The sequence below is a fragment of the Mesorhizobium sp. CU3 genome (assembly GCF_006442965.1).
GTDB lineage: Bacteria > Pseudomonadota > Alphaproteobacteria > Rhizobiales > Rhizobiaceae > Mesorhizobium.
Window position 1 is genome coordinate 41,091 of the sequence record NZ_VFWX01000013.1, and the last position, 13,142, is coordinate 54,232.

General features: G+C 62.3%; 12 protein-coding genes. 8 read left to right on the forward strand and 4 right to left on the reverse strand.

Annotated features, from left to right (window positions below; all coding sequences use genetic code 11):
- Positions 1-129 precede the first annotated feature (129 nt).
- Positions 130-1,425 carry a Xaa-Pro peptidase family protein gene (locus tag FJ988_RS20065; RefSeq protein WP_140820091.1) on the reverse strand — a complete coding sequence of 432 codons (1,296 nt, stop codon included), beginning with the start codon at positions 1,423-1,425 and terminating at the stop codon, positions 130-132.
- A 90-nt stretch (positions 1,426-1,515) separates the two neighbouring features.
- Complete coding sequence (locus tag FJ988_RS20070) at positions 1,516-2,412, reverse strand: GlxA family transcriptional regulator (RefSeq protein ID WP_246688623.1); 897 nt, start codon at positions 2,410-2,412, stop codon at positions 1,516-1,518.
- Between the two features lie 189 nt (positions 2,413-2,601).
- Between FJ988_RS20070 and FJ988_RS20075 the strand changes: the two genes are divergently transcribed.
- A complete protein-coding gene (locus tag FJ988_RS20075) occupies positions 2,602-3,099 on the forward strand; it encodes a GAF domain-containing protein (protein WP_140820093.1) in 498 nt (165 codons plus the stop codon).
- Positions 3,100-3,162: 63 nt separating this feature from the next.
- Here FJ988_RS20075 and FJ988_RS20080 read toward each other — a convergent pair whose 3' ends face one another.
- Positions 3,163-4,224: a YeiH family protein gene (locus FJ988_RS20080; protein ID WP_246688615.1), complete on the reverse strand. Its 1,062-nt coding sequence runs from the start codon at positions 4,222-4,224 to the stop codon at positions 3,163-3,165.
- 364 nt (positions 4,225-4,588) lie between these two features.
- Between FJ988_RS20080 and FJ988_RS20085 the strand changes: the two genes are divergently transcribed.
- Positions 4,589-5,056 carry a GNAT family N-acetyltransferase gene (locus tag FJ988_RS20085; protein WP_140820094.1) on the forward strand — a complete coding sequence of 156 codons (468 nt, stop codon included), beginning with the start codon at positions 4,589-4,591 and terminating at the stop codon, positions 5,054-5,056.
- A 211-nt stretch (positions 5,057-5,267) separates the two neighbouring features.
- On the forward strand, positions 5,268-6,701 hold the full coding sequence (locus FJ988_RS20090) for an aldehyde dehydrogenase family protein (protein ID WP_140820095.1): 1,434 nt from the start codon (positions 5,268-5,270) through the stop codon (positions 6,699-6,701).
- Positions 6,702-6,870: 169 nt separating this feature from the next.
- Here FJ988_RS20090 and FJ988_RS20095 read toward each other — a convergent pair whose 3' ends face one another.
- Complete coding sequence (locus FJ988_RS20095; RefSeq protein ID WP_140820096.1) at positions 6,871-7,131, reverse strand: hypothetical protein; 261 nt, start codon at positions 7,129-7,131, stop codon at positions 6,871-6,873.
- A gap of 1,560 nt (positions 7,132-8,691) precedes the next feature.
- On the opposite strand from FJ988_RS20095, the gene FJ988_RS20100 reads away from it, so the two are divergent.
- The 5 genes from FJ988_RS20100 to FJ988_RS30885 all read left to right on the forward strand — a co-directional run bounded on the left by FJ988_RS20100 (position 8,692) and on the right by FJ988_RS30885 (position 12,859).
- Positions 8,692-9,930: a pilus assembly protein TadG-related protein gene (locus tag FJ988_RS20100; protein ID WP_140820097.1), complete on the forward strand. Its 1,239-nt coding sequence runs from the start codon at positions 8,692-8,694 to the stop codon at positions 9,928-9,930.
- Between the two features lie 4 nt (positions 9,931-9,934).
- Positions 9,935-10,375 carry a TadE/TadG family type IV pilus assembly protein gene (locus FJ988_RS20105; RefSeq protein ID WP_140820098.1) on the forward strand — a complete coding sequence of 147 codons (441 nt, stop codon included), beginning with the start codon at positions 9,935-9,937 and terminating at the stop codon, positions 10,373-10,375.
- Positions 10,365-10,778: a TadE/TadG family type IV pilus assembly protein gene (locus FJ988_RS20110; protein WP_281407752.1), complete on the forward strand. Its 414-nt coding sequence runs from the start codon at positions 10,365-10,367 to the stop codon at positions 10,776-10,778. Before FJ988_RS20105 ends, FJ988_RS20110 begins: the two co-directional genes overlap by 11 nt.
- 382 nt (positions 10,779-11,160) lie before the next feature.
- Positions 11,161-11,922, forward strand: a complete 762-nt coding sequence (locus tag FJ988_RS20115) for a hypothetical protein (RefSeq protein WP_140820100.1) — start codon at positions 11,161-11,163, stop codon at positions 11,920-11,922.
- Between the two features lie 637 nt (positions 11,923-12,559).
- Complete coding sequence (locus tag FJ988_RS30885) at positions 12,560-12,859, forward strand: hypothetical protein (protein WP_140824968.1); 300 nt, start codon at positions 12,560-12,562, stop codon at positions 12,857-12,859.
- Positions 12,860-13,142: the final 283 nt, after the last annotated feature.

Below are 13,142 nucleotides of genomic sequence, written 5' to 3' on the forward strand. Positions count from 1 at the left end.
GCGGCATGGATCCTAGGGTCTGCGCCGCGTCGCTGCGCTCCTTGCTTCGCCCTAGGATGACGAAGCGGTGGGCGTTCGCGCAAGCAGCAAAGTTCACGTCACCGAGGCCGGCAGTAGGCATCAAACCGCTCATCCCAGGAATTCATCCTCATACGGAAACCGCGAAAGCAGCTCCGTTCCCGTGTCCGTAATGAGAATCTCGTCCTCTAACTTGACGCCCTCGCGGCCGCCTTTCTCGCCGATATAGCTTTCGACGCTGACCACCATGCCGGGCACGACGATGCCGTCGCGGCCGTAGGTCTCGTAGTCCATCGCGTGGGCGATAAAAGGCGTCTCGCCATGCATGCCGACCCCGTGCATCACCGAAGTGTAACGCTGGTCGACGAAACGGTCCGGGATCTTCCAGGCCTTCTCGGCGATCTCGCGGAACGCCATGCCGGGCTTCACGATGCCGATGTTATGCTGCACCTGGTCATGCGCCATGCGATAGAGCGATTTCTGGTAGGGCGTCGGCTTGCCCGGCCCGCAGCGGAAGGTGCGCGAGAAATCGGAATAATAGCCGTAGCACCCAATCGTGTCGGTATCGAGCGCGACCAGCTCGCCCGGCCGGATCTTGCGCCCGCTCGCCTCGTTGAACCAGGGATTGGTGCGCTGCCCGGAGGTCAGCAGCCTTGTCTCGATGAACTCGCCGCCCTGGCGGATCACCTCGCCATACATGATGGCGAACAGCTCGTTTTCCGACACACCGGGCTTGATCGCCTCGCGCACAGCGGCGACCGCCGCTTCGGCGCCGGCCATCGACGCCAACAGGCATTTGACTTCCTCCGGCGTCTTTACCGCCCGGACCGCCAGGATCTCGCCCTGGCAATCCCGGACCTCGCAGCCGCGCTTTTCCAGCGCCAGCGCCTGCAAATGACTGCAGCGGTCGAGCCCGAGCTTCATCGAACCGCCTCCATGCTTCTTCAGCAGCTCTGCGATCTCGTCAGCGAAGGGGCCGGCGGTCTCGTCATCACGGCCCGAGACCGACGACCAGACCAGCTTCGAAGGCCTTGCCTCGTCGATCGTGTCGAGCACCATCGAGACATGGTAGCTCTGCGGATATTCGAACAGCACGATCGGTCCTTCGGTCGGGATGAAGAAGTATCGCGTCGAGTTGCGCAGGAAATAGCCGAACATGTTGCGCGAGCCGGTGGCGTAGCGCTGGTTGTAAGGATCGAACAGAACGACGCCGCCATAGCCCGCCTCGCGCATCCAGCCGCGCAGTTTTGCCAGCCGGCCTTTGCGAAGGGCATCCGCATCGATAAAGGACGGCTCGGTGTCGGACAGCCACATGCCGCCGGCCGGATCGGCCGCTGCCGGATGGCGCATGCGGTCCTTGAAGTCCACATCCTCGGTGCTGTCGGGATCGAAAACGACGATGCTCATGGGAAGTCTCCTGTTGCGGAGACCATAGCGGGGCGGGGGTTTCAGCTTGTGCGGAGTTCCGCAAATGTTGTGCCGGATGCCGCGTGGCCGCTAATGCCGCCGCATCGCCTTCGGCGCGTGTCCATGCTCCTCCTTGAAAGCCCGCGCAAAACTCGACATCGAGGCAAAGCCGCAGGCCAGCGCGACATCGCGCACCATCAGCGTGGAATGGGCCAAAAGGTCGGCGGCGCGCTTCAGCCTGAGTCGCCGGTAATAGCCGTTGGGCGAGATATTTAGCTCGGCGCGGAAATTGCGCTCCAGCTTGTCCGGCGACACGCCAAGCCTTGTCGCAAGCTCGGCCATGCCGAGCCGCTCCTCGACCGCGTCCTCCATGATCGCGATGGCTGACAGCACCAGCTCGTTCTGGACGCCCGTGCGCAGCCGGAGCGGCATCAGCTTGCGGTCGACGCTGGAGCGTAGGGGCGAATGCACGAACCATTCGGCGACGCCGGCCGCGATCTCGGCGCCGTAGTCGCGCGCGATGATCTCGAGCATCATGTCGAGGCCACCGACGCCGCCGGCCGAGGTGAAGCGCTTGCGGTCGATGACGAAGAGATCGCGCCGAAGCTCGATGTCCGGGAACGCCTCGGTGAAGGCGGCCTGGCTGGTCCAGTGCAAGGTGCAGGCATGGTCGTCGAGCAGGCCCGCACGGGCGAGAAAGAAGGCCGCGTCAGCGACCGCGCCGATATGCGCGCCACCGCGCAGGCTTTTCCTGATCCAGCTCATCGCCTCGTCGGCCACGACGTGGTCGGCGTCGCCGCCGGAGCAGACGACGATGCGGTCAACCTTCGGCGCGTCGGCGGCCGAAAATCCGGGCTGGATGACGACACCGTTGGAGGCTTCGACCGTGCCCTTGTCGGCGCCGACGATCACCCAGCGATAGCATTCGCGCTTTGACAACACATTGGCGGCGCGCAGCGGCTCGATGACGGAAGAAAACGCCATCATCGGAAAGCCTGGAAAGACAAGCACTGCGAAGGTGAGGGGCGCTTCGTTCGCCTCCGGTTGGTCGCGGTCGCGTTCTCGGCTGGCTAAGGCGACATTCACGATTGTGTATTTCCCGGGCGCTGCATTGATGGCACAGAGAGCGAGACTCTAGCGGGCGCGTCGGCGCCCTTGCAACGGAGAGACGACACCATGTTTGCGGCAACCGCCATCGACACCAAGGACAAGCCGACTTTCTACAAGGAATTGGCCGCGCAGCTTAAGGCGCTGCTCGAAGGCGAGGGCGACTCCATCGCCAACGCCGCCAACACCGCGGCGCTGATCTACCAGATGGTGCCTGACCTCAACTGGGCCGGCTTCTATTTCCTCGCCTCAGACGACGAGATGGTGCTCGGTCCGTTCCAGGGCAAGCCGGCCTGCGTGCGCATCGCCGTCGGCAAGGGCGTCTGCGGCAAGGCGATCGAGCTCGACATGTCGATGCTGGTCAAGGATGTGCACGAGTTCCCCGGCCACATCGCCTGCGATGCCGCCTCGCGCTCGGAACTGGTGGTGCTGTTGCGCGATGCCGAAGGCGCCTTCGGCGTGCTCGACCTCGACAGCCCGACGCCCGGCCGCTTCGACAAGGAGGACCAGGCCGGCATCGAGAAACTCGCCGCGATCTATGTCGCGTCTTGCTCGTTCGAGGATTAGAGCAATTCCAGGAAAAGTGTGAGCGATTTTCCGTCCGGAATTGCGTAAAACAAGGAGATAGGGCTAGGCGAACTTCACCAGCATCAGGCTGAAGCAGCCGATGAAGATGAAGGCCGAGAAGGCCAGCATCAGCGGGCGCAGGCCGCGCGACCGTAGCTGGGAGATGTCGGCCTGAAGGCCCATGGCGGCGAGCCCCATGGTCAGCACGATCTGTGCGGCCAGCGCGATTGCCGAATGGATCGGCGCCGGGATGGCGACCAGGCTGTTCAGCGCCACGACCGCGACGAAGGCCGCTACGAACCACGGCATCGGCGGCTTGGCGCCGGAAGCATCAGTGTTGCCGCGCCGCGCCATCAGGCCGAGCGCGATGACCATGGGCGCCAGCATCGCGACGCGCGTCAGCTTGGCGACCGTCGCCGTCTCGCCGGACAGCGTGCCGTTCTGGAAGCCGGCGCCGATCACCTGCGCCACCTCATGGATGGAGGCGCCGGCCCACAGGCCAAACGCGTGCTGGTCGAGGCCGAACACCGGCGCGAGCAGCGGGAAGCCGAGCATGGCGACGGTGCCGAACAGCGTGATCGCGGCGACGGCATAGGTGACGTCTTCATCCCGCGCTTCGGTGACGATGTTGGTGGCGACGATCGCCGAAGCGCCGCAGATCGAGGTGCCGGCCGCGATCAGTTGCGCGAGCTTGCGGTCGACGCCGATCAGCCGGCCAAGCGTGACGGTGAACAGGAAGGTGGCGCCGAGTGTCGCAGCGACGATGCCGACGCCGCCAAACCCGATGCCGGCGACCTGGCCGAGCGTCAGCTGGAAGCCGAGCAGCACGATAGCAAAGCGCAGCAGACGCTTTTGCGAGAATGCGATGCCGGCCTTGGCGTGCGCAGGCAGGCCGAGCACGTTGGAATAGACCATGCCGGCGACGACGGCCAGGATCATCGGGCTGAACAAAGTGAGGCCGGAGAAGCCACGCGCCGAATAGGCGACGCTGGTGATCATCCCCACCAGCACCAGTCCCGGCACGACGCCGGTCGAGATCGCAGCGAGGGCAGGGCGCCTGCTGCTCTGACTGGCCGAATTCAGGCTGTTTGGAAGATCGTTCGCGGTCGCGGGCAGGAAAGACAATTGAATTCTCCAGGCGCTTTCACGGGTGAAATGCCATTCCGAAATCAATCTTTCAAGCGAATTGTTTGTATCATAACGATCGATTTTTACGAACGATCAGGCACGCAGCGCTCGTAATCTGTAGGAGCGATGTAAAACGCGCTTATCGGATGCCGGCGGTTGGCTTGACAGCGTTGCGGCCTCCGGTCCAGTTTCGCGCCATGGTAGCCCTTATCGCAAACACTCAGCGACGCCGCCGCTCCTTCGAGCGGCAAGCTGATTGCGTGAAGACAAAGGCCGGCTAGCAAGTCACCCTCGTCTGTCCGTCCCCCAGCCCCGCCCATCGAAACGATCGGCGGGTTTTTTGCATTTTGGAGTGTCTCGAATGACTGTCGTTTCTGCCATCGAATTTCGGCTGGCCACGCCGGCGGATGCCGCCGCCATCCGTGACATCGTGCGCGCGGCCTATGCCAAATGGGTCCCGGTGATCGGCCGCGAGCCGATGCCGATGCGAGCCGACTACGACAAGGCCGTCGCCGAGCATCCATTCGGGCTCGCCATCGACGGCGATCGCATTGTCGGCCTGATCGAGACCGTGCTGGCCGACGACCACCTCTGGATCGAAAACGTCTGCGTGGCGCCTGACGCGCAGGGCAGGGGCATCGGCCGGCTGCTGCTGGAGCGGGCGGAGGCCAAGGCGCGCCAGGCCGGGCGTCATGAGCTTCGCCTGCTGACCAACGGCGCCTTTGAGGCGAATGTCTCGCTCTATGCGAGGCTGGGCTACACGATCGACCGGGAGGAGCCGTTCATGAATGGCACGACCGTCTATATGAGCAAGAGGATCGCCGGCTGAGCGGCGGCCGCACGGTTGATGGGCAAGGCTGGACACGCGCTGCTTTAGCCGTCCATCTTGGCTTTGGCTGAAGCTCCACTGGCGCCGCGGAGGCTGGCTCAATCGCTCGTGCTTGCGTTTGACAGGACGCTTGCGGCATCGTTATCTCTGGCGGTATACGACGACCCAATCCATCACAATCGAGAACCACGGCTGACCGAGGAGGAAATCCATGTCCCATAATCTGCAGTTCTACATCGACGGCGCCTGGGTCGATCCGGTGGCGCCGAACACGCTGGACGTCATCGATCCCTCCAATGAAGACGCTTTCGCGCAGATTTCGCTGGGCTCCAAGGCCGATGTCGACAAGGCCGTGGCTGCCGCCAAGCGCGCCTTCAACACGTTCGGCTTTACCTCGGTCGAGGAACGCCTCGACATCCTCAACCGCATCATCGAAGTCTACAAGAAGCGCAGCGGCGACCTTGCGCTTGCCGTCTCGCGCGAGATGGGCGCACCGCGCCAGATGGCGCTCGACAGCCAGGTCGGCGTCGGCCTGGCGCATCTCACGAAGATGGCCGAGGTGCTGAAGTCATTCCAGTTCCGCCACGTCAAGGGCTCGGCGCTGATCGTCAAGGAGCCGATCGGCGTCGTCGGCCTGATCACGCCGTGGAACTGGCCGCTCAACCAGATCACCTGCAAGGTCGGCCCGGCACTTGCCGCCGGCTGCACCATGGTGCTGAAGCCGTCCGAGATCGCGCCGCTCGATGCCATCATCTTCGCCGAGATCATCGACGAGGCAGGCGTGCCTAAGGGCGTGTTCAACCTCGTCAACGGTGACGGCCCGGGCGTCGGTCAGGCACTTTCCAGCCATCCCGATATCGACATGATGTCCTTCACCGGTTCGACCCGCGCAGGCATCCTGGTCGCCAAGGCCGCCGCCGATACGGTCAAGCGCGTGCATCAGGAGCTCGGCGGCAAGTCGGCCAACATCCTGTTCCCCGATGTCGATCTGGAGCGGGCGGTCACCAAGGGCGTCGCCGGCTGCTTCGGCAACAGCGGCCAGTCCTGCAACGCGCCGACCCGCATGTTCGTGCCGCGCGACCGTCATGACGAGGCCGCCGGCTATGCGAAGCAGGCGGCGGAGAAATTCACAGTCGGCCCGGCCGACGCGCCGGCCTCGAAGCTCGGCCCGGTGGTCAGCCAGATTCAGTTCGACAAGATCCAGGACCTGATCCAGAGCGGCATCGACGAAGGCGCCACGCTCGTCGCCGGAGGTCCCGGCCGTCCGGCCGAACTCAATCGCGGCTATTATGTGCGCCCGACCGTGTTTGCCGACGTCACCCACGACATGCGCATCGCCAAGGAGGAGATCTTCGGCCCGGTGCTGGCGATCATGCCCTATGACAGTGTCGAGCAGGCGGTCGAGCAGGCCAACGACACGGTCTACGGCCTTGCCTCCTACCTCCAGGCAAAGGACATCGAGAAGGCGCGCCAGGTGGCGGCTCGCATGCGCTCCGGCAATGTCTACATAAACTATCCGACCTGGGACGCCGGCCTGCCCTTCGGCGGCTACAAGCAATCCGGCAACGGCCGCGAATATGCCGAATATGGCCTTGAGGATTTCCTCGAGATCAAGGGCATCGCCGGCTACGAGGCGGCTGAATAGCCGGCTGACGAAAAAATCAAACATCGAGCCTGCCGAGGGCCGCCCTTCGAGAGAGGAGCGGCCTTTGGCTTTTGCAACACCAGGCAACGTGCCCCCTTGGCTTGTTCTTGTGCAAGGCGAAGGTGCTGGGCAATTGACGGTCGTGGCGAGGCCCCGGGCCACTATCGGTTCAGCGGTGGGGCTGGCGACTGTCGTGGCCGCCGCGGTTTGCCTCGATTATGCCGACCATGGCGCGCGTGAACTCGACCATGCTGTTTGCCGTCAGGGCTGCGTTGTCCGGACTTTGACCGATATGCTCTGCGGCTCCGCAGCATGACCGGCGGATGGTGTCGTAATGCGGGTCTCTTTCATCGTCCGGCATCGCCGCCAGATTGAAGGCGCGACGGTGGATCATGCGCAATAACTGGGCCAGCGCTGTCTCAGCACTCATGTTTCTTGCTCCGGCCGGACGTCGCGGCATAGCGCCGGATCGTCGATCAGGAACTGGTCTTAACGCGCATAGGCTCTGCCATGCTTATTAATATATCGTTGATTGCTAATGTAATGTCCGACGACCATAGAGCGCTGAACGTGTCACGAGCAGCGGCGAGACGCTAGACCATTGCCGCACAAGCCTCGCGCTCAGCGGCTTCCGGGTCTAGGCGCGCCAGTCCGACCTACTTACAAGGGGGTAAGTAGATGCTTGTGCCTGGCGCCTTAATGGATGCCTTCCAATTTACGCCGGCAGATACGTAAATCGCCGTTAGCCGGTTCGTGCTGCCCAACACGTAGCTAAGTCCCCACCGGTCAGGCCCGACACAGTCTGGCCTTCCCCGCCAGTGTCGGGCCGCCCGGCGTGAAAGGAAGGCGCCCAGTGGAAACCAGGGGAAAGATCGAGTTAAAGCACTATCTGCGCAATTGCTAATCTAAGATCGCTCTAGCCGACTCAGCCGCATGGGTCGGTTAGGCCCGGCTGTCTCAGCCCAATGCACCCCAACCCCTGGGATTGTCGGGCCGCTTGTCGTGCGGAACTCGCCGGGCGAAGACCCCAACAGCCTCAAGCCCGACGAGCCCACTAACCCGATCAATGTACGCAATCGGGACCGGGACCAGCCCGGCACGGACTTGACTTGCAAGGCGAATGCCAAGCCCCCTGTCTCGAAATGGGGCAACAGTCCCGCCAGCACGTCTTGACGCGCTTGGGCAGTTACCCGGCCCACTGCATGCGGATCACGAACTCGCCTGGCCCCGAGAAAGGCCGGGGCCTTGGCGATGCCAGAGCGAATACGGCTTCGATTGCCCGACAGGCTGCTCGTTCGGAACGCATGGCGAAGTGTCTCGTGGGCGCGCAGCGGAGTGCTTAATCGGTTTCGGCCACCAGTTCATGATGCTGGCGCAAGACTGGTCTCCCCGCCTGCCTGATTTATCTATCCTGGGCTAGCTCCATGGAGCGATTTGGGGGTGATCCGTTTCTGCTATGTTGATCTGTCGCCTGGCGTTTTTGGGGTAGAGACGGGTGGCGTGCACGTCAGGCCTGGCGTGCGGCTGGGTTACGGAAGTTGTAACGCGTTTTTGACGTTCCGACCCCGGCCGCACCCCTGACGCCCGCACCTGGACCTTCAACTCCGATGCCATGTATTCGCTGGCTCGGCCGTCGTTTTGATTGTGCTGCCCATGTCCCACCCGCAAGGCAGCTCAAGGCGGCGGGGACCGACCCCAACGCCACCAGCCCGGTCCCCGCTGCTTGCCATCGCCGGGGAGGGCGCTTGTGAAAGAAGCCTGACTTGCCAGGGGGTATGGCACCCGGGCCAAACTGAAAGATGCGGCGTCCTTGGGATGTCAAACACCAGGACGCCGTCGGTATGGGACCTTGGTCCTAAGTATCGCTTCCGCCAGGTGCAGTATAGTCGGCGCTAAGGTCTGACGATCGCAAATCAACCAAAAAAGTTAGTCCTTCGTTCATAGAACAAGCGCTCCCGTGGATGTCAGGTTGCGCGTCGGGGCGTCGGGCATGGCATCACTCGGTCGACTTTTGCGACTTTTCGTTTCCGGTTGTCGGCGAAAGGGCGAGAGCGGTAACGTCGCTACCATCGTCGCGCTCACCCTGCCGGTCGTGGTCGGCGGCGCCGGGCTCGGCGTCGAGACATCCTATTGGTATTATTCCAGCCTAAAGCTGCAGGCAGCGGCCGACGCGGCCGCCTATGCCGGCGCGCTGGAGAAGGTCGCTGGCTCCGACACGCCCACCATCACAGCGGCCGCCACGCAGTCGGTCGCCTCCAACGGGCTGTCCGCGGCGACCGTTGTCGTCAACACACCGCCAGCAAGCGGGCCGAACACCGGCAACAAGGCGGTCGAGGTGATCCTGAAGCAGAACCTCGACCGGATGTTCACCTCGATCTTCGCCACCAATCAGGTGCCGGAGCAGGCGCGGGCGGTGGCGCTGATCACCGATGCGTCCAAGGCGTGCGTGCTGGCGCTCAATCCGTCGGCCTATCAGGCGGCGCTTTTTTCCGGCAACACCAGCGTCAAGCTGATCGGCTGCTCAGTCATGTCGGACTCGCTTCAGGCCGACGCCATCAAGCTGCAGGGATCTGCGGCGCTGCAGGCCGACTGCCTCATCGCGGTCGGCGGTGTGTCGCTCAGCAATCCGGTGACCACCGTCTGCAAGGCCCCGATCACCCAGGCATTACCTGCGTCCGATCCGTTCGCAAGCCTGCCGGCGCCAGCCGCCTCCAACCCATGCAAGAACGTCAATGGCAACAAAAGCAGCCAGACGCTTCAGCCCGGGACCTATTGCAGCGGCATGGACCTCAAGGGCACCGTCACCCTCCAGCCAGGCGTCTATGTCGTCCAGGGCAGTTTCAAGGTCAACGCGAACGCCGCCGTCAGCGGCAGCGGCGTGACCATCTTCATGTCGGGCAGCAACACCGTCAGCATGAATGGCAACGCTACCGTGACACTGAGCGCGCCGACCTCGGGCACCTATTCCGGGGTGCTGTTCTACGGCGACCAGACGGGGACCGCGGCGCAGAGCACCTTCAACGGCACGGCGAACTCGCTTCTGACCGGCGCCATCTATTTCCCCAGGCAGCAGGTCAACTATCTCGGCAACTTCTCCGGGCAGAGCGGCTGCACCCAGGTCGTTGCCGACACCATTCAATGGTCCGGCAATTCGACCATCAACCAGGACTGCTCGAGCCTCGGCATGCGCACCATTCCCGCAGCCCAGTCGGTCGCGGTCGTCGAATAGCAGCATGCGATCGGCTGCGATCCGCTTCCGCAAAAGCCGCAACGGCACCGCCGCGGTGGAGTTCGCGCTCGTGCTGCCGGTGCTGACCGTCGCGCTTTTGAGCACTGCGGACGGCTGGTCCTACGTCACCGCCTCGCTGGCGATGCGGGCCGGCGTCAAGACGGCGGCGAACCTGGTGATGGCCGGCGCCACGAATGACAGCTCCACCCAGGCCGTGGCGCTCGCAAGCTGGGAGAACAAGCCCGACGATGCCACGGTCAGCCTGAACCGCAAATATATGTGCGGGACGACCGAGGTCACTTCGACGACACTGTGCAGTGGCCCGAAGATGCCCACCATCTATGTCCAGATCCAGGCCTCGGGCACCTGGGTTCCCCCTTTCACCTTCGGTGTCTTCCCCGGCAACAGCGCCATCGCGCATCTGCAGGTGGTCCGTGTCCGCTGATCGATCCAGGACAAGAGAATTTGCGGCCGATGCCCAGGGCGGCGCGGCCATCGAATTTGCGTTGATCGTGCCTTTCTTGATCATGCTTCTGTTCGGCATCTTCGCCTTCGGCTGGTCGATGCATTCGGCCTCCACGGTGCGCTACACGCTGGAGGCGTCCGCCCGTTCGCTGCAACTCAACAACACGCTTACCCAGGCCGACATCCAGTCGATCGCGACGCAGAAGCTGCAGACGCTCGGCTTTCAGAACGTTAACGTCGCAATCGCCACCGATCCGCCGAGCGGCGGCTTCAAGATGGCCCATATCACGGCCAGTTACGCCTTCATTATCGCATTCCCCTATTTCGCTTCCTTTCCGATTAACTATTCGACCACGGTGACCGTGCCGCTGATCAGCGGCTGATTGCAGTCGGCGAACGCTGCAAGGCCACTTTTCCGACCTGGGTCGCAAACAAAAAATCCCATGGAATCAGCGAGTTGAAAACAAGGTGTGCGCTTTGGCGCCGGCCCATGGGCTGCGACATTGCCGAGCCTCTTGGGCCTATGGTCCAAGGGGGCGTCAGCCTTCATTGTTCCATAGGGCCGATACGTGTTTGGGGTTCAATTTTTATGCATATAATTCAATTGCTTACCTTGCGCCAAGCATTGACTTGCGGCTCTGGTTGGCCGCGTCCCGGCCCAGCACACCGGCATTTGTCTAAAAGTCGCTGCAAGCAATTAGGGATTTCCCATATGACACGGCCTAGCAGTCGGGTGGTGGTGGCGCTTTAGATCGGAGATTAAGGATGAAGATCCGACAGACACTCATAGCATCGCTTGCCGTTCTCGCGCTGGCGGCTGCCCCTTCGTTTGCGGGAGCCGGCGGTAATGGCGGAGGCCACGGCAACGGCGGAGGCCACGGCAATGGCGGTGGCAATGGCAATGGCAACGCTGGAGGCAACAGCAATGCCGGCGGCAACGGCAAGGCCTCTCATGGCAAAGCTTCGGCGCCGGGCCAACTGTCAAAGTCGCAGGATGATACCAACGACGACTCCGCGGACGACACCGTCACGGCGTCGACGCAAAAGACCAACATTCATTCCAAGCTCGGCCGGCTGAATTCGCTGCAGCGCAACATCAACGCCTACATGAACTCGAAGAGCAAGAAGTTTGCCGGCATCCAGGCCTATGTGACGGCGGCGGCCGCGGCCAAGAACGCGCAGGCCGCGGTTGACGCCGCAAACGCCAAACTGGCCGATGACCAGACGCAGTTGACCTCGCTGAACGACCAGATGGCCGCGCTGACGGCGGATCCGCTGCACACGCAAGCGCAGGTCGACGCCTTGCAGGCGCAGATCGACGCCCAGAATGCCGCGATAACCGCCGACACCGCTGCGCTCGCCGATGCCCAGACCGCGGCCGCCAACACGCCGGCCCCGGACGATGCGTCGCTGGATGCGGCGCTTACCAGCATGGCCAACAAGCCGGTCGACGCCGACGTCACCTCTTGGGCCAAGGGCGTGCTGGCCGATAAGATCGACCAGCAAGCCGCCGCGAGCGCTCCGTAAGCGATAAGCGGGGAAGTGAGTCGTTCTACTGGTGAGTGGTCGATCCCTCAGGGGTGTAGCCGCTGCCGATCGCAAGCCCGTTGCCATCTCCTGGATGGCGGCGGGCTTTTGCTTCTGCGAAGCCTCGCCGGATGCTCGCGATTCTTTGCGACCGCCTCCGCTTGGGTCTTGGCGACGTGTGCGGCTCCCTGGCGCACAATGACATCGCCAAGTTAAGCAGAAATTTGGACAATCCACGAATTGGCTTGCTTTAGATGCACTCCCGTTTGCTGGAGAGATCAACTCATCCGTTCGCTTGTCGATCAATCTTCGTGATCTGTTGCGGAGATGGAAAGGTGGCAAATGTCGATTGAAGTCAAAGGCAAGTGCTGACTCGTTAAGCGCGGAAACTGTGTATCCTGTCTCCAGGGCTTATAAGCATCGCCTAATGGAGGCTTGACGTCTCCTCGAGGCCGTGGTTCTTTGCGATGCCAGCAACGGCTAACAACAACAATAAGGAGGGAAACAACCCCCATGACGTTCAAACCAGCTAAGCGCCGAGACGAACTGGTCAAACAGCAGGGTGGCCTTTGCTACTGGTGCCACAAACCTTTCACTGCGACCGGACCTAAGCGAGCTACGTTAGAGCACCTGAAAGATGCGCGGCGGCACGAACGCGCGTACTAATCTTGCCGCGGCTCATCTCCACTGCAATCAGCATCGCGGTCATCAAATGAACTTAGCCAAGATGCGCAAAGACAAAGCCAAGGGAGGGGGTATCATCATCGCCGCACAGCAAGAGACTTTCACCGATAAGGAAGTCGAGGATTATCTGCGGCGTAAGCGCTCAGGCTTCATTGAAGAGCCCCAGAAACTCGATTGCATCCACTGTGGAAATTCATATCCTGCCCATGAGGGAGCCGGCGGCCTCTGCGATTACTGCTTGCACAGGGATTAGTGCGATCTAAATCAGGCCGCTCCAGCGCTGCCGGTCTTTTCCGGTATCTCGTTTCAAGTGCCCGGATCTGTTTTGGAATGCATTTAATAACAAGATGTTAGCTCAGTGTGTTAAGCCCCGCTCACCTGAAACAGAATGCGTCCGAGGGGTTTGAGTGTTCACATAGCTTTAGAATACTCTAACGTGCCGGGATGTAATTGCTCCGCTGCTCCGTATAAGGGACATGACAATTTCCCCGAACTCCTAGGGCCCCAAATGGGCCAACCGGAACTCCGCTGGAAAC